Here is a 23684-nt window from a genome sequence, read left to right as displayed (position 1 = left end):
GGTGGAGAGCGAGGCAGGCCCGGACCAACCCGACGAGGGGTCGTCGCGCCGTCGGCTGCCGCTCCGGCGGAGCCGGATCCAGAGCCACGAGGAGGGGCTCGCCGAGCGGCTGGCCCAGCAGTGGTCCCTCGCGCGAGCTGACCGCCACACCGACCCGCTGCCGATCCAGTCGGGGCCCAGCAACTTCTCGCGCGCCCAGGTGCCGTTCGGCGTCGACCTGGCCGCTGCTTGGGCCTGGCGGTTCCTGGTCATCGCCGCCGCGGGCTACCTCGTCTTCCGGGTGATCGGCTTCCTCGCGGTCATCGCCCTCCCGATCGCTGTCTCGCTGCTGATCGCGGCCCTCGTGGCGCCGCTGGTCCGGCTGCTGTCGCGGGGTCTGCCCCCCAAGCTGGCCGCGGCCCTGGTGGTGATCGGCGGACTGCTGTCCGTGGCGCTGCTGCTCACGTTCGTCGGCCAGCAGGTCGCGACCGGCGCGTCCGACCTCGCCGACTCGGTCGTCCAGGGCATCGGCCGGATCCGCGACTGGCTGGAGAACGGCCCGCTCCAGGTGAGCGACTCCCAGCTCGACGGCTACCTGTCCGAGGTACAGCGCACGATCTCGGAGAGCACCCGCGAGGGAGGCGTGTTCACCCGGATCGGCGAGGTCGGCACGGCCGTCGGTCACGTGGTGGCCGGCTTCTTCATCGTGCTGTTCGCGACGTTCTTCTTCATCGCCGACGGTGACCGGATCTGGGCGTGGACGGTGCGGATCGCGCCCCGAGCAGCCCGCGAGAAGGTCGACAGCAGTGGTCGCGTGGCGTGGCGGAGCCTCACCCAGTTCGTCCGCGCCACCGTCCTGGTCGCCGCGGTCGACGCCATCGGCATCATGATTGTCGCCGCTGTGCTCGGCGTCCCGTTCGTGCTCGCGATCGGCGTGCTGGTCTTCCTCGGCGCCTTCGTCCCCATGATCGGCGCCACCATCGCCGGAACCGTGGCGGTGCTGGTGGCGCTCGTCGACCAGGGCCCGCTCACGGCCCTGCTGATGCTCGGCGGCGTGATCGCGGTCCAGCAGATCGAGGGCCACGTGCTGCAGCCGTTCCTGATGGGTCGCTTCGTGTCCGTGCACCCGCTCGGCGTGATCGTCGCCATCGGCTGCGGCGTCCTCGTCGCGGGCATCGCGGGCGCGCTCATCGCCGTACCGCTGGCCTCTGCGGTCAACGCCGTCGTCCAGCACCTGGCCGCCGACACCGACGTCGGCGAGGACCCCATCGCGGAGGATGATCACTCACCGGGGGAGCCACCCGACGACGGGGACGAGGAGGAGGATCCCGGTGACTGACCTGCCCACGCCCGAGGAGCTCGACGCCGCCCGGCAGCTGCTCGACGGGGTGTCGGTGGTGACCCCGATGGAGGAGTCGCGCTGGCTGTCCGCCCTGACCGGCGGGCAGGTGCTGCTGAAGTGCGAGAACCTCCAGCGCACCGGATCGTTCAAGACCCGCGGCGCCTACGTCCGGATCGCCCGGCTCTCCGAGGAGGAGCGGGCCCGCGGCGTGGTGGCGGCGTCGGCCGGCAACCACGCCCAGGGGGTGGCCCTCGCCGCCCAGATGCTCGGCATCAAGGCCACCGTGTTCATGCCGGAGGGTGCGCCCATCCCGAAGGAGAAGGCGACCAGGGGGTACGGCGCCGACGTCGTGCTGCACGGCCGCTACCTCGAGGACGCACTGGTCCGGGCCCGCGCGTTCGCCGACGAGACCGGCGCCGTGCTCATCCACCCCTTCGACCACGTGGACATCGTCGCCGGCCAGGCCTCCGCCGGGCTGGAGATCGTCGAGCAGGCGCCCGACGTCGAGACGGTGCTGGTGCCGACCGGCGGCGGCGGGCTGCTCTCCGGCATCGCCCTCGCGGTCAAGGCCCACCGGCCCGACGTCCGCGTCGTGGGGGTGCAGGCCGAGGGCGCAGCGGCGTTCCCCGGATCGCTCTCGCAGGGCTCACCGCAGGCGCTGGAGTCGATGCAGACGATGGCCGACGGCATCGCGGTGGGGTGCCCGGGCGAGGTCACGTTCGCCTGTGTCCGCGACCACGTCGACGAGATCGTCACCGTCTCCGAGGAGTCGCTGTCGCAGGCGCTGCTGGCCCTGCTGGAGCGCGCCAAGCTGGTCGTAGAGCCCGCCGGTGCAGCAGCGGTCGCCCGGATCCTCGACGAGCCGCTCGCCCACGGCGGCCGGACCGTCGCGGTGATCTCCGGCGGCAACATCGACCCGCTGCTGCTCAGCAAGGTGATCCGGCACGGCCTGGCGGCCGGCGGCCGCTTCCTCTACCTGCGGGTGTGCATCCCCGACGTCCCCGGCGGGCTCGCGCGGCTGCTGGCCGAGCTGGGCGAGATGGGCGCCAACATCCTGGAAGTCGCCCACGAGCGGATCTCCCCCTCGCTCAGCATCGACGAGGTCGAGGTGCGGCTGCAGATGGAGACCCGTGGCGAGCCCCACGCCGAGCAGGTCCTCGCCCGGCTGCGGGAGCGCGGCTACTCCGTCTACGAGTGACTCCGGACGTACGTCGACCGGGCACCGTGCGGCGGCACGGGCACCCGGTCGACGGGTGACGGTGGGTCAGTCGGTGAACGGCACGGCGTCGAGGATCTCGATCCGCTGGGTGCGGCCGTTGGGGGCCTCGAACTCGACGGTCTCGCCCTTCCGGGCGCCGTTGAGAGCGGCGCCGAGCGGCGACTGCGGGGAGAAGACCTCGAAGTCGTCCCCCTCGTAGTCGTCCTCGATCTCGCGGGCGCCCATGAGGAACTTCTCGTCCTCGTCGTCGCCGGCGTAGCGGTAGGTGACCAGCTTGCCCGGCGCCACGACACCGTCGTCGTCGGGCGCGTCGGTGTCGGCGGTCTCGAGCATCTCCTCGAGCTGGCGGATCGAGGCCTCGATCTTGCCCTGCTCGTCCTTGGCGGCGTGGTAGCCGCCGTTCTCCTTCAGGTCGCCCTCGTCGCGGGCAGAGCTGATCCGCTCGATGACCTCCTGGCGGCGGGGCCCGCGAAGGTCCTCGAGCTCGGCGGAGAGCCGGTCGAACGTCTTCTTGGTCAGCCAGACCGAGGTCGGCTGGGCGGACTGCGTCATGGGTGGTGCTCACTTCCTGCGGGACACGCTGTGCCTGACAAAAGGAAAACCCGCCGGACCGCATGTTGTGGTCGGCCCTGCGGGATGTTCGTTGCCACCACACTAACAAGAGAACCCACATCACGGCCACGGCGGACGGTGTGCGCGCGCCTCAGCGGGGCCGGGGTTGGCCCTCCGCGGTGCAGCCGATCAGGGTGACCGCGGTGGCGCGTCGCTCGGTGCGCACGGAGACGTCGTTGCTGCCGTCGACGGGCTCGAACGCGACCTCGCCGACGGTCGTGTGGTCCTCGGCCACGGCGCGCACCACACAGCTCGCGGCCACGGCGTCCTCGAGGGCGACCGAGACGGTGGCGGTGGCCTCGTGGTCGTCGACCACCGCCCAGGTCACCAGCTCAGACCGCACCGGCGGGGTCGCGTGGAACCACGCCGCCCACGCCAGCCAGCCGAGGGACGCCACCACGACCGCCACGACCGTGCCGACGAGCACGCGCCGGCGTCCGGGCGACGGAGCGCCGTAGCGGTCCGTCAGGCCCGGTGGGGCGGTCGCCGGAGTCATGTCCCCATCCTCTCAGGGCCGCGTCTCCCTAGACTGCGCGGTATGTCGCAGCACCTCCCCCCGGGCGACGGGTCACGCCCCCGTGCCGGCTACCGGCTGATGCACGTCCACGCCCACCCCGACGACGAGTCCAGCAAGGGCGCTGCGTCGACCGCGCGCTACGTCGCCGAGGGCGTCGACGTCCACGTCGCCACCTGCACGGGTGGCGAGCGCGGGTCGATCCTCAACCCGAAGATGGACCGGCCCGACATCCTCGAGAACATCACCGAGGTGCGTCGGCAGGAGATGGAGCGGGCCCGCGACATCCTCGGCATCACCCAGGACTGGCTCGGCTTCGTGGACTCCGGCTGGCCGGAGGGCGACCCGAAGCCACCACTGCCGGAGGGCTGCTTCGCGCTGGTCCCCGTCGAGGAGGCCGCCGAGCCGCTGGTCCGGCTGATCCGCTCGTTCCGGCCGCATGTCCTGACGACGTACGACGAGCGCGGCGGCTACCCGCACCCCGACCACGTCATGTGCCACAAGATCTCCGTGGCGGCGTTCGAGGCGGCGGGCGACCCGGAGCGCTACCCCGACGCCGGCGAGCCCTGGCAGCCGCTCAAGCTCTACTACCACCACTCGTTCAACCGGCCCCGGATGCAGGCCATCCACGACGCGATGGTCGCCCACGGCCTGGAGTCGCCGTGGGAGGAGCGGCTCAAGGAGTGGAAGCCGGAGCCGGAGTGGGACGCGCGGATCACCACGCGGGTGCCGTGCAGCGAGTACTTCGGCGTCCGGGACCAGGCGCTGCTGGCCCACGCCACCCAGATCGACCCGGACGGGTTCTGGTTCGCGGTGCCGCGGGAGATCCAGGAGCAGGTCGCCCCGACCGAGGACTTCGAGCTCGTCACCAGTCACGTCGACGCGCCCACGCCGGAGGACGACCTGTTCGCCGGCATCCCGGCGCCCGAATGAGCCCTGCCACCTGGTTTCGAGGCGGCCGACCGGCCGCCCCGCGGCCTCGGGTCCGCCGCGGCCCCTCGACCTCCACGTCCCACGTCGCCGGCACTCCCCAGCTCGTGGCGCCAACTGGGCGATGAGACAATGGCGGCATGCTGCTGACGACCGCCCTGCCGCTCCTCGAGGCCGTCGAGGAGGGCCCGGCGCCCGAGGACGTCAAGGCCGGCTGGACCGCCTTCGCGCTGTTCCTGCTGCTCTGCCTCGCCCTGGTCTTCCTCGCGTTCAGCCTGGTCAAGCAGCTCCGCAAGGCACAGGCGGCCAAGGACGCCGGCGTCTACGGCGACCAGCCCGTCACGAGCGAGAGCGACGACGCCGAGGTGGCCGACGACAACGGCACGGCGGCCCAGCACGACGAGCCGCCCCGCGCCTGACGGTTCAGACCTTCTCGACCCGCACCAGGCAGTCCCACGCCGTGCGAGCCGGCTCGCCGGCGTGCTCGTGGTGGTCGCCGCTCGGCGCGACCTGGCGGGCGACCCGCCCGGCGCGGACGACGTGCAGCGGTCGGCCGTCGAGGTCGTCGAGCACGTCCTCGGCCGTCACCAGCACCGACGGGTCCTGGGGTCCGCCGGTCCCCTCGGTCAGGTTGGTCGAGTCGTGGGCCACCCACACCAGGGTGCCGCCGGGGCGCAGCGCGTCGTACGCCGCCGTGACCGCCGCCCGGCGGGCCCCGGCGGGGAGCTGCAGGTAGGCGATGACGACCAGGTCGACCGGCTCGGGCGCTGTCCAGGCTGTCGCGTCGGCGCGGACCCACGTGACCACCGTGTCACCGGCGAGCCGGGCGCCCTTGTCCAGGGCCACTTGTGAGAAGTCGACGGCCGTGACCGTCCAGCCGCGCCGCGCCAGCCAGATCGCGTTCCGGCCCTCGCCCGCGGCCAGGTCGACCGCGGTCCCGGGGGGCAGGTCGGCGCACTCGGCCGCCACGAACCGGTTCGGCTCCGCCGACCACACCAGCTCGGTCGCGGCGTAGCGCTCGTCCCAACCTTCGGCGTCCACACGCCGATTCAACCAGCAGTGTCGTGGTCGAGGAGGCCCGGCAGACAGGCGGGTTGCTGTCGGCGTACGTCGGCGGACCGTCCCCGGTACGGGTGGTTTCGAGCCTTTCGAGACGGGCCTGACGGCCCTCCTCAAGGACCAACGGTGCAGAGCAACCTCCTCGACCACCGCTGGTACCCGGCCGCTGAGTCGGTGGTTGAGGAGGGCCGGCAAGGCCCGTCTCGAAACCACCGTGGGAGGTGGGTGGGGCCGACGTCCGCCGTGGGGGACGCCGCCCGGGGACAGGTCGCTGCGAGACGACGGGCGAGTCCGCCTTCGACACCCGAGGGCGGATCCTCCGGCGACGGCTCAGCGCTCGGGTGGGCCTGCGGGGCCGATCGGTCCGGACGCGCGTGACCGCATGTGCGCGAGCGGCCTCGGCGGGTCGTCGAGCGGGCTGGCCAGGGCGACCTCGTCCATCGCGTCGAGGATGTTGCGCAGGTTGATCAGCAGGGCGCCCTGGATGGGCCACCGGAGCGACGTCGGCTTCCGGGTCAGGTCGCCGACCAGGTCCTGCAGCTCCTTCCGGACGACGTGGATCTGGTCGGCGTCTGCCTCCGCGATGGCGTGGCCCGCCTCCGTGAGCAGACGGGTCCACGCGTGTGCGAACGGCGGCTCCCACTCCTCACGCGGACCTGCCGGCCCGCCGAGGGTGTGGGCCATGCTGCGGGTCTCCGCCACCGCCTGCTCCATCCGGTGCAGGAGGTCGTCCCACAGTCGTGGGTCCCGGAACTGGCCGGCCGAGCGCCGCGGGTTCATCCGCGCACTCTCGCGGGCCTGCCTCACCAGCGACCACGCCTCGTCGATCTCGGCGTCGATGTCCCGCGTCCGCTCCACCCACGCGTCCACGTCGGTCCCGGCGCCCGACGCGAGGCTGGAGGCGATGTCCGTGAGCAGCTCGCCGATCCGGTCGTCGATCCGGTTGAGCGAGAAGATCGCCGTACGCCGCAGCAACGGCGGCCAGACGGCGACGTTGACCAGCAGTCCCACGCCGATGCCGATGCCGGTGTCGAGGAGGCGCAGGAACAGCCGCATGTCGTCGGTGAAGCCGGTGGTGAGCACCACCAGCCCGGTCGTCGCGATCGTGGTCGCCTCGGTGCCGAACCACCGCAGCGACCCGAGCACCAGCCCCACCGCCAGCAGGATCGCCACGCCGGCCGTGCTCAGGCCGAACACGTGTCCCACGGCCGCCGCGAGCAGGACCGCGATGACCGCTGCCGCCACCTGGCGCATCCCCTGCGAATAGGTGCGGTAGACGGTCGCGTGGACGACCAGCAGCGCCGACCAGGGCGCCAGGAAGGGCTGGGGCAGGTCCAGGACCGAAGCCGCCAGCACCCAGGCGACCACGGCCGCGACCACCGTCTTCGTGAGCTGCGTGACGTCGTTCCAGAAGATCGGGTCACGCATCCGCCGGGACAGGGCACCCTTCATGCACCTGACACTAGGAGCGGAGGGAACGACCGAACAGGTGGAGTCACCCGCGTGCGGGTCAGGTGGCCGGTCGCAGGACGCAGCGGAAGCCGAGGTGGCTGGTCGAGGTGTCGGCCGTCTGCGGCTGCCGGGCGGCCGGGCGGTAGCGGAGGCAGTAGTCGGGGGAGCAGAGGTGGGAGCCGCCCTTGATCACCAGCTGAGTGGCCGACGCCCGGTCCGTGGGGGCCGGTCCGCAACACGCGGGGGTGGTGCGCGCCGGCGCCCGTGTGGACGCCCGGTGGTCGGAGGTGAACGCGGAGCCGGTCCACTCCCACACGTTGCCGCACACGTCGACCAGCCCGTACCCGTTCGGGGGGAAGGACCCCACCGGCGAGGTGCGGCCGTGGCCGGGAGGCCGCAGGTCCAGGTGCGGGAACTCGCCCTGCCACGTGTTGGCCATCCTCCGCCCGTCCACGGTGAAGCCCTCGCCCCAGGCGTACGTCGCGCCGTCGAGGCCGCCGCGGGCGGCATGCTCCCACTCGGCCTCGGACGGCAGCTCCTTGCCCGCCCAGGCGGCGTACGCCGCCGCGTCGGCGTGACTCACGTGCACGACGGGGTGCTGCTCGCGGCCGTGCACCGTCGAGCCGGGTCCGTCGGGGTGTCGCCACTGGGCGCCCGGCACCCACGACCACCAGGCGCGGACGTCGTGGAGCGGGACCGGGTGGCCCGGCGGCGTGAACACCAGCGAGCCGGGCACCAGCTGGTCGTCGGAGGCGTCGGGGAACTCCTCGAGGGTGGGCGCGACCTCGGCGGTGGTGACGTGCCCCGTGCCGGCGACGAACCTGCCGAACTCCTGGTTGGTCACGGGGTGGTGGTCCACCCACACGCCGGGCACCGTCCGCCGGTGGGCAGGGCGCTCCTCGGGGTAGTGCTCGTCGCTGCCCATCCGGAACTCCGCCCCCGCCACCCAGACCATGTCGGGGCGCGGTGCTGCCGCAGGTGCACTCACACCTGCAGCACACCCGGCGCCGGCGCGTGCCCGCGCCACCCGGAACGGGTCATCGGTGCGTTGCCCCGTCCGTTCCGGGTGAGGGGGCGGCCGGGCGGGGCGTCGTAGGTTCGCGAGGTCTCGGGCTCCACAGACCACCGACGGGGGGACCCCATGACCGCCGACCGCCACGCTCGCACGATGCTTCCGATCCCGGATCGCCCCGCTGTCGGGTTGACGACGTACGACGCGAAGGACCCGGACACCGACTTCCCACCGATCGAGCCGCTCACGCCGCCGGCGGGCGCGCCGAACGTCCTCGTCATCCTGCTCGACGACGTCGGGTTCGGCGCGTCGAGCACGTTCGGCGGTCCGTGCGAGACGCCGACGGCCGACCGTCTGGCTCGTGGTGGCCTCCGCTACAACCGCTTCCACACCACCGCCCTGTGTGCGCCCACCCGGCAGGCGTTGTTGACCGGGCGCAACCACCACTCGGTCGGGATGGGCAGCATCACCGAGACGGCGACCTCCGCACCGGGCAACAGCTCGCTGCGTCCCAACACCAAGGCGCCGCTGGCCATGACGCTCAAGCTCAACGGCTACTCGACGGCGCAGTTCGGCAAGTGCCACGAGGTACCGGTCTGGCAGAGCTCGCCGTTGGGACCGTTCGACGCGTGGCCCTCGGGCGGCGGCGGGTTCGAGACGTTCTACGGGTTCATCGGCGGGGAGAACAACCAGTGGGACCCGGCGCTCTACGACGGCACGACGCCGGTCGAGCCGCCCGCCACCCCGGAGGAGGGCTACCACCTCACCGAGGACCTGGCCGACCGGGCGGTGAGCTGGATGCGGCAGCAGAAGGCGCTGATGCCCGACAAGCCGTTCTTCGTCTACTTCGCGCCGGGCGCGACCCACGCTCCGCACCACGTGCCACCGGAGTGGATCGAGAAGTACGTCGGCCGGTTCGACGACGGGTGGGACGTGCTGCGCGAGCGCACCCTCGCCCGGCAGAAGGAGCTCGGCGTGGTCCCGGAGGACACCGAGCTGACGGCCCGCCACGACGAGATCCCGGCCTGGGAGGACATGCCCGAGGAGATGAAGCCCGTCCTGGCCCGGCAGATGGAGGTGTACGCCGCCTTCCTGGAGCACACCGACCACCACGTGGGTCGCCTGATCGATGCGCTGGAGGACCTGGAGGTCCTCGACGACACGATCGTCTACTACATCGTCGGCGACAACGGTGCCTCGGCCGAGGGCACCGTCAACGGCGCGTTCAACGAGATGGCCAACTTCAACGGCATGGCCGCGCTGGAGACGCCGGAGTTCATGCTGAGCAAGATGGCGGAGTTCGGCTCCCCGAGCTCCTACAACCACTACTCGGTCGGCTGGGCATGGGCGATGTGCTCCCCGTTGCAGTGGACCAAGCAGGTGGCCTCGCACTGGGGCGGCACCCGCAACGGCACCATCGTCCACTGGCCCAAGCGGATCGAGGACGCCGGCGGCCTGCGCTCGCAGTTCACCCACGTCATCGACCTCGCGCCCACGATCCTCGAGGCCGCCGGCCTGCCGGAGCCGACCATGGTCAACGGCGTGCAGCAGTCGCCGATCGAGGGCACCAGCATGCTCTACACGTTCGACGACCCGGACGCGCGCGAGCGCCACGACCTCCAGTACTTCGAGATGTTCGGCAACCGCGGCATCTACCACCGCGGCTGGAGCGCCGTGACCAAGCACAAGACGCCGTGGCTGCTCGTGGACCCGCACATGGCGCCCTTCGACGACGACGCGTGGGAGCTCTACGACGGCGCCGGCGACTTCAGCCAGGCGCGCGACCTGTCCGCCGAGCACCCGGAGAAGCTGGCCTCGCTCCAGCGGCTCTGGCTGATCGAGGCGGCCAAGTACGGCGTCCTGCCGCTCGACGACCGCAGCGGCGAGCGGCTCAACCCGGACCTGGCGGGGCGTCCGACCCTGATCCGGGGCACGTCCCAGATGTTCTTCCCGGGGATGGGGCGGCTGTCGGAGAACAGCGTGGTCAACGTCAAGAACAAGTCGTTCTCGCTCACGGCGGAGATCGACGTGCCGCCGGGCGGCGTCACCGGCGTGATCATCGCCCAGGGAGGCCGGTTCGGGGGCTGGGCGGTCTACGTGAAGCCGGACGGCAGGCTCACCTTCGTCTACAACGTGCTCGGCATCCAGTCGTTCACCACGACCGCCGAGTCGCCGATCCCGGCAGGCAACCACCAGGTCCGGATGGAGTTCGCCTACGACGGAGGCGGGCTCGCCAAGGGAGGCGACGTCACGCTGTTCCACGACGGTGAGGAGGTCGCCCGAGGCCGGGTCGAGGCGACCCAGCCGATGGTCTTCTCCGCCGACGAGACCACCGACATCGGCTACGAGTCCGGCACGCCGGTGAGCACCGACTACACCACGCGTGAGTCACGCTTCACCGGACGGCTGCACTGGGTCCAGCTCGACCTCGGGACCGACGACCACGACCACTTCATCGACCCCGAGGAGCGGCTCCGCGTCGCGCTGTCGCGGCAGTGACCCGCCACGTGCGCCGTTCCGACCTTTTTCGGGGGCACGCCGGGCTCGCTAGCCTGCTCCGAACCGGACGGAGCCGAGCTCGGGGAGTGGTGGGCGATGAGTGTGGTGCTCGTGGGTGTCGACGGGAGCGATGCGAGCACCCGGGCGGTGGAGTTCGCGAGCACGCGGGCCGAGCAGCTCGGGCTGTCGCTGTGCGTGGTGCACGTGATCCCGTGGTCGCCGTACTCCTTCAACACCCCCGGCGAGAACGAGCGCCGCCACCAGGCCAAGGAGCAGGAGATCCGGGCCGCGACCGAGCAGCTGCTCGACCCGATGGTCGAGCTGGGCAGCAGCCACGGCGTCGCGACCGAGGGCGTCGTGCGGCACGGCGACCCGGTCGACCTGGTCATCGACATCGCGGAGGAGAAGGGTGCCGTGCAGATCGTGGTGGGGCGTACCGGGGACAGCCGGATGAGGCAGGCCGTGTTCGGGAGCATCCCCGGGCACCTGGTGCAGGCCGCACCCGTACCCGTGACGGTGGTGCCGTGATGAGCGCCTCCGCCGAGGTGGTCGCCATGACCTTCGCCGACTCGTTCAACGCCGTGCTCGACAAGATCACCGAGATCGTCTTCTACTCGGTGACGATCAACGGGGCGGAGCTGCCGCTCATCGTGGTCTGGCTGATCGTCGCCGCGGTGTTCTTCACCATCTACCTGGGGTTCCTCAACGTCCGGGGGTTCAAGCACGCGATCGACCTGGTGCGTGGCCAGTACTCCAAGCCCGACGACGCCGGTGAGGTCTCGCACTTCCAGGCACTCGCCACCGCGGTCTCCGGGACGGTGGGCCTCGGCAACATCGCCGGCGTCGCGGTGGCGATCTCGCTGGGCGGGCCGGGGGCGACGTTCTGGATGATCCTCGCGGGCTTCCTGGGCATGTCCACCAAGCTCGCCGAGTGCACGCTGGGCGTGAAGTACCGGCACTACCACCCCGACGGGTCGGTCTCCGGCGGTCCCATGTACTACCTCCGGGACGGCGTGGCGAAGCTCGGCCTCCCGGGGCTCGGCAAGGTGCTGGCGGCGGCCTTCGCAGTGTTCTGCATCCTCGGCTCCCTGGGCGGGGGCAACATGTTCCAGTCCAACCAGGCGACCCTGCAGCTGCTCGACGTCGCCGGGGTGGACGAGTCCAACAAGGGAGCGGCGTTCGCGATCGGCGGCGTGTTCGCCCTCCTGGTCGGGCTGGTGATCATCGGCGGCATCAAGAGCATCGCCCGCGTCACCGAGAAGGTCGTGCCGTTCATGGCGGTCCTCTACGTCACGGCGTGCCTGGTCGTGATCTTCGGCAACCTCGAGAACGTCCCGACCGCCTTCGGCCAGATCGTGAGCGGCGCGTTCACGCCCGAGGGCATCGCCGGCGGCTTCATCGGCGTGCTCATCGTCGGGTTCCAGCGGGCGGCCTTCTCCAACGAGGCCGGGGTCGGCTCCGCCTCCATCGCGCACTCGGCGGTCAAGACCGAGGAGCCCTCGACCGAGGGGCACGTCGCCCTGCTGGAGCCGTTCATCGACACCATCGTGATCTGCACGATGACGGCGCTCACGATCGTGATCACCGGCGTGTGGAACGACCCGGAGGCAGCGGACGGCGACGGGGTGCGCCTCACCTCGAGCGCGTTCGAGACCGTGATCCCGTGGTTCCCGAACGTGCTCGCCCTGGCCGTCGTGCTGTTCGCCCTCTCCACGATGCTCTCCTGGTCCTACTACGGCATGAAGGCGACCGGCTACCTGTTCGGCGACAACGCGACGGCGGAGAACGTCTACAAGGTGGTGTTCTGCATCTTCACCGTGCTGGGCGCCGGCGCCGCCCTCGACTCGGTGCTCGGCTTCTCCGACGCCGCCATCTTCTTGATGTCGGTCCCGAACGTGATCGGCCTCTACCTGCTGGCCCGAGTGCTCAAGCGTGAGCTGACCGGCTACCGCGAGCGGGTGCGCACCGGGGAGTTCGCCAAGGTCACGTAGTCAGGCTGACCCGTGGCAGGGCTCCGACCACCCGGTGCATCGTCATTCGCTGCGCGACGGGAGCTGCGGGATCAGCCATCCGAGGAAGTCGGACGGACTGCGGGTCTGCATCCACACGCTGCCGGGTCCGGTGAACGTCGCGACGAGACCCTCGCCGGAGAGCAGCGTGGACTTCCAGCGGCCGACCTTGCTGACCTCGTACCCGACGCCCTGCTCGAAGGCCACGACGTGTCCGGTGTCGACCTTGAGGACCTCCCCTGCGCCGAGCGTCCGTTGCTCGATCGCGCCGAAGCTGGACACGAGCATGTCGCCGGCCCCGGAGCATCGCAGCAGGAAGAGACCCTCGCCGGAGAAGAAGGTCTTTCCCCCGCCCCACTTGGTGTCGACCTCGATGTCCGGGCTCGACGCGAGCCAGGAGCCGGACTGGACGAGCAGCGTCTGCCCGCTGAGGGGGAGGTCGATGATGTCGCCGGGCAGGGTCGGGGAGAGCGTCAGCTCTCCGCCGCCCGGGGCGCGGAAGGTGTTGACGAAGAAGCTCTCGCCGCCGAGCACCGAGCGCCGCAGGCCCTTCATGATCCCGCCCTGGGCCTTGGTCTCGATCTCGACCCCGCCGGACATGCTGGTCATGGCTCCGGCCTCCGCCTTGACCTCCTCGCCCGGTGACAGGGTGAGGACGGCCAGGGCGAACGACGGTGTGTGCCTGATGTCGACGTGCATGCGTGACCTCTCGTGTCAGGGGGCCGTCCCGCGGGTCAGCGGCTGCCGAAGAAGGCGTTGGCCCGGTCGTTGTACAGCAGGGAGAGCGTCACCGCCGCCACCACGATCGAGATGAGCGCCTCGCCCAGCTGGTGGGTCCCGAAGGCGAACAGGACGTAGACGGCGCCGGCGATCCGGATGGCCATGAGCACCGCGATCAGCGTCCGCATCGCGTTGGACCCGCCGCCGAGGGCGAAGGCGACCGTGACGGTGATCAGCCCCAGCACGATGGAGACGACCGCGATGGTCACCAGCGTGCCGCTGTCGGCGTCCGTGAGGTCCTCGAGCGCGTCACTGCTCGAGAAGAACCAGAGGCTGATGCCGCCGATGATGTCGACGAGACCCGAGATCGTGGCGAGGACGACGACGGTGGTGACGGTCCAGGGCCTGGACTCGGTGGCTGGTGTGGACATCGGAGCTCCCCTTGCCTGCGGGACCCCAGCGGCCCCACCCACCGACCAGACTGGCCGTCACCGTCCTGGCGGGCATCCTCCATCGCGGACGACGTCAGCCCGGGGAGCGGGCAGCCGGTGACCGCGCGGTCTGCCGTGCGCTAGGTACAAGTACCGATAGCGGCTGGCACCTCCGATCCGGGACCGTGACCTAGAGAGATCACGCACTGAGGGGGAGGAAGTGCGATGAGTCGACGCCGCCGCCGAGCCAGGGACCAGGTCTCCAGATCGCGAGTGGTCCAGGCGAAAGCGCTTCGTCGACGTGCGCGTCGCGCTCGCCGGGGGCCCGCGGCTCAGACGGCGGCTGCTGCCTCGGCGGTCGCGGCCGTTGCGGCGACGTTCGCCGGGATCGGGACGCCCGCTTCCACAGGTGCTCCCATGACCACCTCTGGGCAGGCGTTCAGTGGTGCTCTTGGCGCGACAGGGGGTGTCACCACCCGCGCCCTGCGGGCGCTGTGCGACAACCCGCACAACCCTGGTAGCTGGCCCGACGGGTTGGTGGATGTCGGGGGCACGCTGTTCTTCAGTGCGGATGATGGTGTTCACGGCGACGAGCTGTGGAAGACCGACGGGTCGGCGACGGGGACAGTCCTGGTCAAGGACATTCTTCCCGGGCGCAACTACGGCTACTTCCAGTCGATGACCGACGTCGGCGGGACGCTCTTCTTCACGGTCGACGATCGTGTTCACGGCCAGGAGTTGTGGATGTCGGACGGCACCGAGACCGGCACCGCCTTGGTCAAGGACATTGTTCCCGGGAACGACAGTAGTTACCCCCGGAACCTGACCGCGGTCGGAGGAAGACTGTTCTTCACCGCCGAAGACAGCGACTTCGGTCGGGAGCTCTGGATGTCGGACGGCACGGAGGCCGGCACCGTCGTGGTCAAGGACATTCATCCCGGGGACTACCACAGCAGTCCGGGCTGGCTGACCGATGTCGGCGGGACGCTGTACTTCACCGCCGAGGACGGCGTGCACGGTCAGGAGCTGTGGCGGTCCGACGGCACCCCTGACGGAACCGTGCTGGTCAAGGATGTCCGTCCGGACGCCCTGTCCGGTGCTCCGAGCTCCTTGGAGAATGTCGGAGGCACCCTGTTCTTCACCTCCCAGGACGGCGTCAACGGCCGTGAGCTGTGGGCTTCGGACGGCACCGAGGCGGGGACCGTCCTGGTCAAGGACATCCGGGCCGGCGGGCCGAGTAACCCGGGCTCCCTCGTTGGTGTTGGCGGCACGCTGTTCTTCGCCGCAAATGACGGCGTCAGTGGCCGTGAGCTGTGGGCCTCGGACGGCACCGAGGCGGGCACGGTGCTGGTGAAGAACATCCGTCCCAGCCAGTACCCGAGCGACCCGAGCTGGCTGACCGACGTCGCGGGCACGCTGTTCTTCACAGCGCAGGACGGCGTTCATGGCGAGGAGTTGTGGTCGTCGGACGGCACCGAGGCGGGCACGATGCTGGTCAAGGACATCACGCCCGGTAGTGGCAACTACGCACGCCCGCGGTTCCTCACCGGGGCCGGCGAGACGCTCTACTTCACGGCGAACGACGACGTCCATGGCGAGGAGTTGTGGAGGTCCGACGGCACCGAGGCCGGCACCGTCCTGGTCAAGGACATCTCCACCGACGCCGGCCCCTACGCATACGGTCCCTTCTACCTGACGACCGCAGGTGGGACTGTCTACTTCAGCGCGGACGACGGCAACCTCGGCCAAGAGCTGTGGCGGTCCGACGGCACCGAGGCCGGCACCACGATGGTCGACGACATCGACATGGGTGGTTGGTTCCGGGTGCCTCAGCAGGGCACCGCCAACAAGCGTAAGGGCACGCTGAAGGTAAGGGTGGCTGTGGATGCCACCGGGCGGGTCTCGGTGGCTCCCATTGCCAACTCCAAGCTGAAGAGGGCGATGAGGACCAGCGCGACCGGCGAGAGGGTCACCCTCACCCTCGCGCCGACCAGGGCCGGCCTCAAGAAGCTCAGACGGACCGGCAAGCTCGTCGTAAGGGCACGCTTCACGTTCACCCCGTGTGGCGTCGCCGGCAAGAGTGTTGTCCGCCGGTACACCCTCCGGATGCGGTGACGGCGGGGCCTGCCGATGACCTCGGAGCGTGTGCCCGTGTCACCCTCGCCCACGGGCCAAGAGGGTGAGAGCGGAGAGGGTACGGGCACCCAGGGGATCGAAGTGCGCTACCGCCACAGCGACCTCTTCCCCCAGGTGCTCGGGGAAGCAGCGTGCTCGCTGCTGATCTCCACCTACCAGGCTGGTCAGCTCATCGCAGTCGGTGTCGCCGACGGGCGGCTCCACTTCGCCTTCCGTCGGTTCGACCAGGCCATGGGCATCGCCCTCGGCGTGGACCGTCTGGCCGTGGGCGGCAAGGGCGGGGTGTGGTCACTGCAGGAGCACTCCGAGATCGCGTCCGCGATCGAGCCCACCGGCAGGTACGACCGGTGTTGGCTGCCCCGGTCGTCAACCGTCACGGGCGAGATCCAGTGCCACGAGATCGCCTGGGGCCGCTCGGAGTCCGACGAGCCGGAGCTGTGGATCGTCAACACCCTGTTCTCGTGCCTGGCAGGCCTCGACCCTCGCTACAGCTTCGTGCCACGCTGGCGGCCCTCGTTCATCTCGCAGCTGGCCGCCCAGGATCGCTGTCACCTGAACGGACTGGCGATGCGGAACGGCTCGCCGGCCTACGTGACCGTGATGGCACCCACGGACGAGCCTCGAGGGTGGCGAGAGGTTCGCAATGACAGGGGGCTGGTGCTGGATGTCCCTTCGGGCGAGGCGGTGACCAGCGGACTCTCGATGCCGCACTCGCCGCGCTGGTACGACGGAAGCCTCTACGTCCTCAACTCCGGCATGGGCTGCCTCGAACGGGTCGACCCGGCCACCGGCCACCGTGACCTCGTCGCGGCGGTCCCCGGCTACGCCCGAGGGCTGGCGATCCATCGCGGTCTGGCCTTCATCGGACTGTCCAAGATCCGCGAAACCGCCATCTTCGGGGGCGCGCCCATCGCCGCCCATCATGATCAGCTCAAGTGTGGCGTCGGGATCATCGAGCTCGCGACGGGCAACACCATCGCCACCCTGCAGTTCGCCAACGGTGTGGAAGAGATCTTCGACGTGCAAGTCGCCCCGGAGACGCGTTGCCCGACGTTCGGGGGTCCACCCGGTGAGAGCGACGAGGTCTGGTTGCTCCCTGGCCATCGTGAGCCCGTCGGGGCGGCCCGGTGAGGCGGTTCCGCCACCTGGGAGCCTGAGCGCACGGCCGGCACGAGCGGTCCGCCACCACCGGACGGCAGACTGGCAGCGTGAACAGATTGGCAAACGCGACGTCGCCGTACCTGCTCCAGCACGCCGACAACCCGGTGGACTGGTGGGAGTGGGGGCCGGGGCCGTTCGAGGAGGCGCGGCGGCGCGGGGTGCCCGTGCTGCTCTCCGTCGGGTACGCCGCGTGCCACTGGTGCCACGAGGTTCCTCGATGGGCGACTGTCGACGGAAATCTGCGAAACCGCAGGTCAGCGGCCTAGTGGCGGTTCGCGCCGAATCGGCGAGTGCCGCCGTTGGACACCGTTTCCGGGGCTTCGTGCATCACTCTCGTGCATCACTTCAGGCTCGTCACTGGCAGCCAGTGGTGGGCGGTCGTCAGGCTCTCCGCTGGCCCTTGGCGCGCTTGTAGGCCTCGACGGCCTTGCGGCTGCTTCGCCAGGTTCCGTCGGTTCCTTGGTATGCCTCGAGTCGGCCGCGTTGCGCTGCCTGTCGGAGGGCGGAGAGGGTGAAGTCCTTGTTGACCAGGGCTGCGAGCGGGACGAGTCGTGCGGGGCCCGCGAGGTTGGGGACGATGAACCGGTTGAGGTTGTCGTACATCGCGCGAGCGAGCAGCTCGCCGAGCGGGCCGTAGTCCCCGTTGTCTGCCCGTTGCATCGCGGACAGGTACTGCGGGCGGTGCTGCTTCAAGATCACGACGGGTGGGTAGCCGAGCCGGACGAGCAGCAGGTTGAGCACCAGGCGTCCGGTTCGGCCGTTGCCGTCGATGAACGGGTGGATGCACTCGAACTCGTTGTGGATCGCTGCCAGCTCTTCTGGCCACGGCCTTGTGGTCTGTCGCGAGTGCAGGACCTCAGCGCTGTCGTTGACCCGCTGGACCCAGCCGTCGAGCTGTGCGGGCACGAGGGGCCACGACGGGGGAGTCATGCCGCCATCGAACGGATGGATGTCGTGTTCGCGGAAATTGCCCGGCGATTCCCGATCAGTTGCCTCGGGATGCGGCGCGACCCCCCACACCGGCGTCATCGCCTCTGAATGGATGGTGCGGACCTCGTACACGCTGATCAGGTCGCCGTCGTACCAGTGCAAGGGTTCGAGCGCCTGGCTGTAGACCCACTGGGCAGCCTGACCGTAGCCCTGTACCTCCATGTACTCCTTGAGCGGTTTGGCCCCGACCGCGCGGCCCTTGTCCAACAGCGCCTCTACCTCGCGGAGGACGAGCGTGTTGCCTTCCAGGGCCGTGGAGTGGTGGGCTTCGAGGTGCCAGATGTCCGACCAGATGAACTGGGACTCGTTGGGCGAGGGGAGACCGCCGAGGCGGCTGTTCAATTCCGCGACACCAGCTTCCAGGCGCGCGTAAACGGTCTCCCGTGACGGTCGTCCTCGGCCCATGGTCGTGTTGCTCCTGCAAGTTGAGTAGCAAGTCTGCTTGCTAAATGATCTACTCAAGTATGCGCCATGCTAAGCTAGTTGAGTAGTCAGACGTCGATCAAAACGATCTACTCAAGTTCTCGCGGGTCTGGGTTCTCGGGCTTCCATCCGGCATCGGACGCAGATCTCTTCCAGATCGGGCGTCCTGGCGTGGTCGTGCGCGAACGGCTCGCGCTGCCCGGGCACATCCAGCAGCCACGCGATCGACTTCGTCCCAGAGGCCCTGAACGGGTGCGGGATCGCGCCGAGGCGTTCTCCGGCCCCGTCGTCATGTTCAGTCATGTCGTAGCCGCACCAGCAGCATGCGAGTTCTCGCTCGGGCTGCGACGCGCGGTATGCGAGCTCGGCATCAATGACTCCGTCGACGGCGAGGTCGCGGAGTTCCTCCAGGCGCGCGATGAACGCGTCCAGTTTCGCGAGCGCACCCGGGTCATCGTCGGCCATGACGTCAGTGTGCCTGCCGCCAACGACGTCGAGCACCTCGATTTGTTCGGTGTCTGTCAGGTCGTGGGTGTTCGCCGCAAGCAGTGGGCCTGCCTGTACGGGCGGTCAGGCCGATCGCCTTCGTCGAGCAGACGGTCTCTTCGACTTGGGGAGCAGATCGGCGACGTCCACCTCGTGGCGCCCGGGTGCGACGAGCGCCTCCAGCGCCGCCTCGGCCAACTCCATTCGTTTCTCCTCCCACCCCAGCAGCTGATCGAGCCGCCACCGGTCGGGGTGGGTCATGACCGGCGCCGGCACGAGCGAGCGGTCCTTGAGGTTCCGGTAGCCCTTCGTCTTGCCCCATCCGTAGCGCGCCATCACGTCGTGCGCGTCGAGGAAGACGTGGCGCGGGTCGGCGTCCTCCCCGGCATCTGCTGGCCAGTGCATGGTCACACCGCCTTCGGCTTGCCGAGCACCGGCTGAGAGGCGATCCGCTGGGCCCGGATGAAGGTGCGCAGGTCGCCGACGGTCGTGTAGAGCCGCCGTCCGATCTTGAAGAACTCCGGGCCTGTGCCTTCCTGACGCCACCAGCGCACGGTGTTCACCGGGGTCCGCAGAATCTCGGCGACGTCGTAGAGCGTGAGCAGCTCGTCGTCGTGGCGGGCGTGGAAGGGGACGTCGTGGGTGGTGCTGTTCATGGTTCCTCCTGGTTGGCCGAAGCCCGCGAGGATCGTGGGCGACAGGTAGGTGTGCGGGCGTTGCCAACGGAAGGGCCAAATAGAGTCGATCGGATATCGCGGCGCTGATGGACCGCTCGTTCCTGCTGGGGATCGCGCGCCGGGCCAGGGGCCTGACGCAGGTCGAGCTCGCCGCCATCTCGGGTACCTCGCAGACGACGCTGTCGCAGTACGAGCGCGGCTTGAAGTCGCCGTCCTTGAAGGTCGCGTCACGGATCCTGGAGGCGATGGGCTACGAGTTCACGCTGCGAGCCCACGTCGACTGGGTGGAGCACCATCCGCCGGGGATCGTGAAGTTCTGGGCGCCGAGCATGCTCTGGGCGGTTGAACCGCCGACGTGCTTCGCGACACTGCGCATCCCCGACGGGATCCGGGACACCGGCATGCGTACCTGGAACATGCGCGACCGTGACGAGCGGCGGGGTGTCTACGAGCAGCTCATTCGCCGCGGCCTGCCCCAGCAGATGATCCGCTGGATGGACGGCGGCCTGCTGGTCGACCTCTGGGACGAGCTCGACCTGCCCGACCCGGTGCGCGAGGCCTGGGCTCCGGCAGTCAGGTTGGCGACAGCGCCGCTGGAGCTCGATGGGCTGCGGTCCATCATCTTCGAGGACGGGTTCCTCGCGCCTCGGGCCCGGATCCGCGACTACGAGTACATCCCGAAGCCCCCTCCGGCGCCGCCTCGTCGACAGCGCAGGACACGGTTCGACCCGCGGCCGCCGGAGTGATGGTAGGTACCTGCCGCGAACGGCCCGACGCTCATTCTCCCGGCCGACAGCCTCGACTACTGAGTCTGCCGCAGGAAGAAGTGAACCGTATGACGAACTACTTCATGGTCGGGACCATCCATGGCGGTTGGCACGGCCAAGGGGCGCGGGAGATGCTCGACGACTGGATCGAAGCGGACTTGTGGGTCTTGGGGTGGCACGACTGGGAGTCGCACCCGAGCTATTAGAAGCAGGTGCCGAACCTCGCGCTCATGGAGGTTGGCGATGTGCTCATCGCCAAGCAGATGAACAACGACTTCAAGACGATGCTCGTCAAGGCGATCGGGGTCGTGACGGAGCCGTCGGTCGACGGGCACCGCGTGGGAGTGAACTGGGTCCGGGACTTCCGATCGTCCCCGGTCACGCTCCCGAGCTCGTATCGGCAGACGTTGACCAAGGTGTCCGACACCCCGAAATCAAGGGAGCTGATCAGCGACCACATTCTTCCGCTCCTCGGTGACTCGCTGCGGAACTGAGCAGAGTCCTCACAGGCCGAGGCCAGGCGTCGAAATCCGAACCGGCGGGCGGTATGTCGGCTCTGGCGCTGGCGAGCGGGGCGCCGCTGGTGGCCGAGTCGATGGCCGACGCGGCGGAGCCTTCGGTCCGTAGCGCTCGATCGCCTCGGCCGCCGCTTGTCGTGCGTGGGCCGGCCCGAGGTCGGCACGGTCCCGGCCGAACACGTCGCACCACTGCTTGCGCGCATCCTCGACGGATTCGGCGGCGAGGTGCGCGACGTTTCGCTCCCGCCCGCGCGTCATCCCGACGTACGCCGACGCGGCGCCGCTGTGCTCGCTGAACAGCACATGACTCTCGGTGACAGTGGCGCCTTGCGCGCCGTAGGCGGTCGTGGCGTAGGCGAGCTCGACATCGCGACGCACGTAGTCGGGCGGCAACACACGAGTCCCCGCCTCGCCCCGCACGGCGAGCGCACCCCGATCACACGAGACGACGGTCCACAGCTCACGGTTGGCGACGTCGGCATCGCGGTCGTTGCGTCGGGTCGCGATCCTGTCCCCGACGCCGAGCCGTTCACCAGCCGCGGTCAACACCTGCTCGTCGACCTCACCGGCCGCCTTGCGGATCCGGTGCGCGAAGGCGTTGATGCGGCCCACCTGCTCGCGGGTGTCGGCGACGACGAGCTTGCCGACGCTGGCTTCAGCGGCAAGGCGTCGGGCCCGCTCGACGTCGCTGGCGTGGATGACGATCTCGCCGCGGGCGAGGAGTTCATCGAACACCTGGCCGGGCGCGGTGCCCGTCCGCATCCGCACCGACAGCTCGGCATAGCGGGGGTCCTTGAAGCGGCGTACGCCGTCGAGCTGTTGCACGCGATCGGGCGCGTACCTGATCGCCAGATCCAGGACCCCGCCACGGCCGACGGCGGGGAGCTGATGGCGGTCGCCGACCAGCACCACGAGTGCCTGGGTCTCGTCGGCCAGGCGGAGTAGCGCGCGGGCAGTGTTCTGGTCGACCATGCCCGCCTCGTCGACGACGAGCAGGTCGCCTCGACGTAGTCGGGCGCTGACGTCGGGCACGGAGTCGACGCGAGTCCACCGACCGTCCTCGTCCCAGCGGAAGCCGTGCTGGTGGAGCAGCCAGGCTGCGGAGTACGACGCCGCGCCGATCGCGCCCACTACGACCTGGGCCGCCTTGAGGGTCGGTGTCACCACGACCATCCGACGCCCGGCCGCGATCGCGCGCTCGCGGGTTGCCGCGAGCCGGGCGGTCTTGCCAGCCCCGGCCGCGCCCTCGATCACGGTGATCGTCTTGGCCTCGGCACGGGCCGCAAGGCGGTCGACGATCTCGTGCTCGACGGCCAGCACGTCGACCGACGTGAACGAACGCACGTGCTCGGGCACGTCCGATCGGGGGAGTAGCTGGCGTGAGGCGGCGATGACGCGAGCGGTCAGATCCTCTGCCAACTCACGGCGCACGGCCCCGTCGACCACGCCTCCGCCGGACGCGATGATCCGCTCGACCTCACCCCGGGCGTCGGCCGCGTTCCACGCCGAGCGACGTGAGCCCAGCCGGACGAGAGCCAGCTCGACCACGCCGTCGCGGTCGACGGCGCCCGTCCGCAACACGGGTAGTGGAGCGCCTGGCGCCGGAGCGACGTAGCCGAGCTCGTGCAACTCCTCCATCCAGCGGTGCCGCAGTTCCTCACCGCTTGTAGGCACCACCTTGTCCGGCCGCGCGTCGGCCCACGCTCGCCGATCCCATGCCTGCCGCAGCGCCGGCCCGGGCTCCTCGCCGAGATGTTCGGAGCGCCACTCGGCCTCGTAGGTGTCGATGTTGGCCTCGATCTGCTTCGCCCGTGCGCTGAACGCCCCGGCGTACGCAGCCAACTCGGCGACCTCGCCCGTTTCGGCGTCGATCGTGAATCCGTGCTGCGCCAGCGCCGACCGGAACGCCGGATCCGTCATCACCGCCGCGTGCCCGATCCCGTTGATCGCCTCCAGGCTGTCGCGGACGCCGACCGTGTGCAGCCCGCGCCAGGCGCCTGCAGCGAACACTCGGGCGTTGAACTGGAGATGCAGATGCCGGTGCGGGTCTCCCGCCCGTGAGGTGAAGTGGCGTACGACGGCCGCCTCGATCTGCTCGACCGGCACCTGTACCTGCCGGTCGCGTGGCCCGACCCGCGTCGTCGCGTGCGAGGCAATCCAGCCGATGATCTCCTCGGCCGCGGCCAGCTGCGCGGCGTCGTAGGCCTCGGCGATCTCGGGGTGAAGCGCGCCTGCGAGCGACCAGGTCTTCGGCCCGTTCACGGTGACTTCGACGAACCGAACTGCCTTGTCATCCTTCCGCAGCCGTCCCTTCACGAGTCCGGTGTCGACGTCAAAGCCTGCGACCCAGCGCTCGTAGGTCTCGCCGTCCATGTCAGCCCGTCGCTCGACCCGGACCCGTTGGTCGAGCTTGTCGAGACCCGCAGCGAAGTGCATCGCGACCCCGCTGCCCTCGGCGAGGTAGTAGTCGTCCGCGCGGGAGCGATCGGCCTCGACGTAGTGTCGAGCGGCGGCTGCTGCGCCGCGGTAGATCTTCATGCCGCCATGCATCGAAATCACCTCCGTCGACAACCACCAACAACCGTGAAACCGCAGGTCAGCGGCCATATCGACGCCCCGCCCACTACGAAACTTCGTAGCATGCGTGCCGCTCGATGGGGTCAGTGAGGAGGGCGAGTCCAGGGCGCAGATCTGGGAGCCGTTGGTGATCGTCAGTGGGTGTATATGGCGGGCGATCTTGGTGCTGAT

23 protein-coding genes and 1 pseudogene are annotated in these 23684 nt (G+C 69.9%); 12 read left to right on the top strand and 12 right to left on the bottom strand.

The window, feature by feature from the left end; all coding sequences use genetic code 11:
• Position 1 precedes the first annotated feature (1 nt).
• Together ACQ1X7_RS06705 and ilvA are read left to right on the top strand one after the other, a co-directional pair.
• Positions 2–1318, top strand: a complete 1317-nt coding sequence (locus ACQ1X7_RS06705; RefSeq protein WP_432477393.1) for an AI-2E family transporter — start codon at positions 2–4, stop codon at positions 1316–1318.
• Positions 1311–2519 (top strand): threonine ammonia-lyase, encoded by a 1209-nt coding sequence (gene ilvA, locus ACQ1X7_RS06700; RefSeq protein WP_432477392.1) that lies wholly within the window; start codon positions 1311–1313, stop codon positions 2517–2519. Before ACQ1X7_RS06705 ends, ilvA begins: the two co-directional genes overlap by 8 nt.
• Positions 2520–2585: 66 nt before the next feature.
• Here ilvA and greA read toward each other — a convergent pair whose 3' ends face one another.
• Together greA and ACQ1X7_RS06690 are read right to left on the bottom strand one after the other, a co-directional pair.
• Positions 2586–3092 carry a transcription elongation factor GreA gene (gene greA, locus ACQ1X7_RS06695; protein ID WP_432477391.1) on the bottom strand — a complete coding sequence of 169 codons (507 nt, stop codon included), beginning with the start codon at positions 3090–3092 and terminating at the stop codon, positions 2586–2588.
• A gap of 151 nt (positions 3093–3243) precedes the next feature.
• Positions 3244–3648, bottom strand: coding sequence for a DUF4307 domain-containing protein (locus tag ACQ1X7_RS06690; RefSeq protein WP_432477390.1), 405 nt, complete (start codon positions 3646–3648; stop codon positions 3244–3246).
• A 42-nt stretch (positions 3649–3690) separates the two neighbouring features.
• Here ACQ1X7_RS06690 and mca point away from each other — a divergent pair, with 42 nt between their 5' ends.
• Together mca and ACQ1X7_RS06680 are read left to right on the top strand one after the other, a co-directional pair.
• Complete coding sequence (gene mca, locus ACQ1X7_RS06685; protein ID WP_432477389.1) at positions 3691–4599, top strand: mycothiol conjugate amidase Mca; 909 nt, start codon at positions 3691–3693, stop codon at positions 4597–4599.
• Between the two features lie 137 nt (positions 4600–4736).
• Positions 4737–5015: a hypothetical protein gene (locus ACQ1X7_RS06680; protein WP_432477388.1), complete on the top strand. Its 279-nt coding sequence runs from the start codon at positions 4737–4739 to the stop codon at positions 5013–5015.
• A gap of 4 nt (positions 5016–5019) precedes the next feature.
• Here the strand turns inward: ACQ1X7_RS06680 and ACQ1X7_RS06675 are convergent, their stop codons facing one another.
• From ACQ1X7_RS06675 to ACQ1X7_RS06665, 3 genes are all read right to left on the bottom strand, one after another.
• On the bottom strand, positions 5020–5637 hold the full coding sequence (locus ACQ1X7_RS06675; protein ID WP_432477387.1) for a class I SAM-dependent methyltransferase: 618 nt from the start codon (positions 5635–5637) through the stop codon (positions 5020–5022).
• 348 nt (positions 5638–5985) lie between these two features.
• Positions 5986–7107, bottom strand: a complete 1122-nt coding sequence (locus ACQ1X7_RS06670; RefSeq protein ID WP_432477386.1) for an aromatic acid exporter family protein — start codon at positions 7105–7107, stop codon at positions 5986–5988.
• Between the two features lie 58 nt (positions 7108–7165).
• A complete protein-coding gene (locus ACQ1X7_RS06665; RefSeq protein ID WP_432477385.1) occupies positions 7166–8095 on the bottom strand; it encodes a formylglycine-generating enzyme family protein in 930 nt (309 codons plus the stop codon).
• 180 nt (positions 8096–8275) lie between these two features.
• Here ACQ1X7_RS06665 and ACQ1X7_RS06660 point away from each other — a divergent pair, with 180 nt between their 5' ends.
• The 3 genes from ACQ1X7_RS06660 (at position 8276) to ACQ1X7_RS06650 (ending at position 12609) form a co-directional block, all read left to right on the top strand.
• A complete protein-coding gene (locus tag ACQ1X7_RS06660; RefSeq protein ID WP_432477384.1) occupies positions 8276–10618 on the top strand; it encodes a sulfatase-like hydrolase/transferase in 2343 nt (780 codons plus the stop codon).
• Positions 10619–10714: 96 nt separating this feature from the next.
• Positions 10715–11146 (top strand): universal stress protein, encoded by a 432-nt coding sequence (locus ACQ1X7_RS06655; protein WP_432477383.1) that lies wholly within the window; start codon positions 10715–10717, stop codon positions 11144–11146.
• Complete coding sequence (locus ACQ1X7_RS06650; protein WP_432477382.1) at positions 11146–12609, top strand: alanine/glycine:cation symporter family protein; 1464 nt, start codon at positions 11146–11148, stop codon at positions 12607–12609. The genes ACQ1X7_RS06655 and ACQ1X7_RS06650 overlap by 1 nt, the downstream gene beginning before the upstream one ends.
• A 42-nt stretch (positions 12610–12651) precedes the next feature.
• Here the strand turns inward: ACQ1X7_RS06650 and ACQ1X7_RS06645 are convergent, their stop codons facing one another.
• Together ACQ1X7_RS06645 and ACQ1X7_RS06640 are read right to left on the bottom strand one after the other, a co-directional pair.
• On the bottom strand, positions 12652–13326 hold the full coding sequence (locus ACQ1X7_RS06645) for a TIGR00266 family protein (RefSeq protein WP_432477381.1): 675 nt from the start codon (positions 13324–13326) through the stop codon (positions 12652–12654).
• Between the two features lie 35 nt (positions 13327–13361).
• The gene (locus tag ACQ1X7_RS06640) at positions 13362–13778 is read right to left on the bottom strand and encodes a hypothetical protein (protein WP_432477380.1); all 417 of its coding nucleotides are present in this window, start codon (positions 13776–13778) and stop codon (positions 13362–13364) included.
• Positions 13779–14195: 417 nt separating this feature from the next.
• Between ACQ1X7_RS06640 and ACQ1X7_RS06635 the strand changes: the two genes are divergently transcribed.
• From ACQ1X7_RS06635 to ACQ1X7_RS06625, 3 genes and pseudogenes are all read left to right on the top strand, one after another.
• On the top strand, positions 14196–15893 hold the full coding sequence (locus tag ACQ1X7_RS06635) for an ELWxxDGT repeat protein (RefSeq protein WP_432477379.1): 1698 nt from the start codon (positions 14196–14198) through the stop codon (positions 15891–15893).
• Positions 15894–15995: 102 nt separating this feature from the next.
• Entirely contained in the window at positions 15996–17045 is a 1050-nt protein-coding gene (locus tag ACQ1X7_RS06630; RefSeq protein ID WP_432477378.1) for a TIGR03032 family protein, read from the top strand.
• A gap of 77 nt (positions 17046–17122) precedes the next feature.
• Positions 17123–17281, top strand: a pseudogene (locus ACQ1X7_RS06625) (DUF255 domain-containing protein); the annotation flags it as partial.
• Between the two features lie 175 nt (positions 17282–17456).
• Here ACQ1X7_RS06625 and ACQ1X7_RS06620 read toward each other — a convergent pair.
• From ACQ1X7_RS06620 to ACQ1X7_RS06605, 4 genes are all read right to left on the bottom strand, one after another.
• Positions 17457–18470, bottom strand: coding sequence for a Fic family protein (locus tag ACQ1X7_RS06620; RefSeq protein ID WP_432477377.1), 1014 nt, complete (start codon positions 18468–18470; stop codon positions 17457–17459).
• Positions 18471–18581: 111 nt separating this feature from the next.
• Positions 18582–18953 carry a hypothetical protein gene (locus ACQ1X7_RS06615; RefSeq protein ID WP_432477376.1) on the bottom strand — a complete coding sequence of 124 codons (372 nt, stop codon included), beginning with the start codon at positions 18951–18953 and terminating at the stop codon, positions 18582–18584.
• Positions 18954–19058: 105 nt separating this feature from the next.
• Positions 19059–19379, bottom strand: a complete 321-nt coding sequence (locus ACQ1X7_RS06610; RefSeq protein ID WP_432477750.1) for a hypothetical protein — start codon at positions 19377–19379, stop codon at positions 19059–19061.
• Positions 19380–19381: 2 nt separating this feature from the next.
• The gene (locus ACQ1X7_RS06605) at positions 19382–19630 is read right to left on the bottom strand and encodes a helix-turn-helix domain-containing protein (RefSeq protein ID WP_432477375.1); all 249 of its coding nucleotides are present in this window, start codon (positions 19628–19630) and stop codon (positions 19382–19384) included.
• 107 nt (positions 19631–19737) lie between these two features.
• Between ACQ1X7_RS06605 and ACQ1X7_RS06600 the strand changes: the two genes are divergently transcribed.
• Positions 19738–20397 carry a helix-turn-helix domain-containing protein gene (locus ACQ1X7_RS06600; protein ID WP_432477374.1) on the top strand — a complete coding sequence of 220 codons (660 nt, stop codon included), beginning with the start codon at positions 19738–19740 and terminating at the stop codon, positions 20395–20397.
• A gap of 233 nt (positions 20398–20630) precedes the next feature.
• The gene (locus ACQ1X7_RS06595; RefSeq protein WP_432477373.1) at positions 20631–20912 is read left to right on the top strand and encodes a hypothetical protein; all 282 of its coding nucleotides are present in this window, start codon (positions 20631–20633) and stop codon (positions 20910–20912) included.
• A gap of 9 nt (positions 20913–20921) precedes the next feature.
• Here ACQ1X7_RS06595 and mobF read toward each other — a convergent pair whose 3' ends face one another.
• Complete coding sequence (mobF, locus tag ACQ1X7_RS06590) at positions 20922–23474, bottom strand: MobF family relaxase (RefSeq protein WP_432477372.1); 2553 nt, start codon at positions 23472–23474, stop codon at positions 20922–20924.
• Positions 23475–23684: the final 210 nt, after the last annotated feature.

The organism is Nocardioides sp. GXQ0305 (genome assembly GCF_050880345.1).
In the GTDB taxonomy this organism is placed as follows: domain Bacteria; phylum Actinomycetota; class Actinomycetes; order Propionibacteriales; family Nocardioidaceae; genus Nocardioides.
Note: the sequence above shows the minus strand (reverse complement) of the source record. Positions and strands in the feature narration are given on the sequence as shown.

Excerpts from the sequence above, each read along its gene's own strand:
- ACQ1X7_RS06655 (WP_432477383.1), top strand. The coding sequence starts at position 10,715 with ATGAGTGTGGTGCTCGTGGGTGTCGACGGGAGCGATGCGAGCACCCGG.
- ACQ1X7_RS06680 (WP_432477388.1), top strand. The coding sequence starts at position 4,737 with ATGCTGCTGACGACCGCCCTGCCGCTCCTCGAGGCCGTCGAGGAGGGC.
- ACQ1X7_RS06620 (WP_432477377.1), bottom strand. The coding sequence starts at position 18,470 with ATGGGCCGAGGACGACCGTCACGGGAGACCGTTTACGCGCGCCTGGAA.
- ACQ1X7_RS06670 (WP_432477386.1), bottom strand. The coding sequence starts at position 7,107 with ATGAAGGGTGCCCTGTCCCGGCGGATGCGTGACCCGATCTTCTGGAAC.
- ACQ1X7_RS06615 (WP_432477376.1), bottom strand. The coding sequence starts at position 18,953 with ATGGCCGACGATGACCCGGGTGCGCTCGCGAAACTGGACGCGTTCATC.
- ACQ1X7_RS06690 (WP_432477390.1), bottom strand. The coding sequence starts at position 3,648 with ATGACTCCGGCGACCGCCCCACCGGGCCTGACGGACCGCTACGGCGCT.
- ACQ1X7_RS06650 (WP_432477382.1), top strand. The coding sequence starts at position 11,146 with ATGAGCGCCTCCGCCGAGGTGGTCGCCATGACCTTCGCCGACTCGTTC.
- mobF (WP_432477372.1), bottom strand. The coding sequence starts at position 23,474 with ATGAAGATCTACCGCGGCGCAGCAGCCGCCGCTCGACACTACGTCGAG.
- greA (WP_432477391.1), bottom strand. The coding sequence starts at position 3,092 with ATGACGCAGTCCGCCCAGCCGACCTCGGTCTGGCTGACCAAGAAGACG.
- ACQ1X7_RS06600 (WP_432477374.1), top strand. The coding sequence starts at position 19,738 with ATGGACCGCTCGTTCCTGCTGGGGATCGCGCGCCGGGCCAGGGGCCTG.
- ACQ1X7_RS06635 (WP_432477379.1), top strand. The coding sequence starts at position 14,196 with ATGACCACCTCTGGGCAGGCGTTCAGTGGTGCTCTTGGCGCGACAGGG.
- mca (WP_432477389.1), top strand. The coding sequence starts at position 3,691 with ATGTCGCAGCACCTCCCCCCGGGCGACGGGTCACGCCCCCGTGCCGGC.
- ACQ1X7_RS06605 (WP_432477375.1), bottom strand. The coding sequence starts at position 19,630 with ATGAACAGCACCACCCACGACGTCCCCTTCCACGCCCGCCACGACGAC.
- ACQ1X7_RS06640 (WP_432477380.1), bottom strand. The coding sequence starts at position 13,778 with ATGTCCACACCAGCCACCGAGTCCAGGCCCTGGACCGTCACCACCGTC.
- ACQ1X7_RS06645 (WP_432477381.1), bottom strand. The coding sequence starts at position 13,326 with ATGCACGTCGACATCAGGCACACACCGTCGTTCGCCCTGGCCGTCCTC.
- ACQ1X7_RS06610 (WP_432477750.1), bottom strand. The coding sequence starts at position 19,379 with ATGCACTGGCCAGCAGATGCCGGGGAGGACGCCGACCCGCGCCACGTC.
- ACQ1X7_RS06660 (WP_432477384.1), top strand. The coding sequence starts at position 8,276 with ATGCTTCCGATCCCGGATCGCCCCGCTGTCGGGTTGACGACGTACGAC.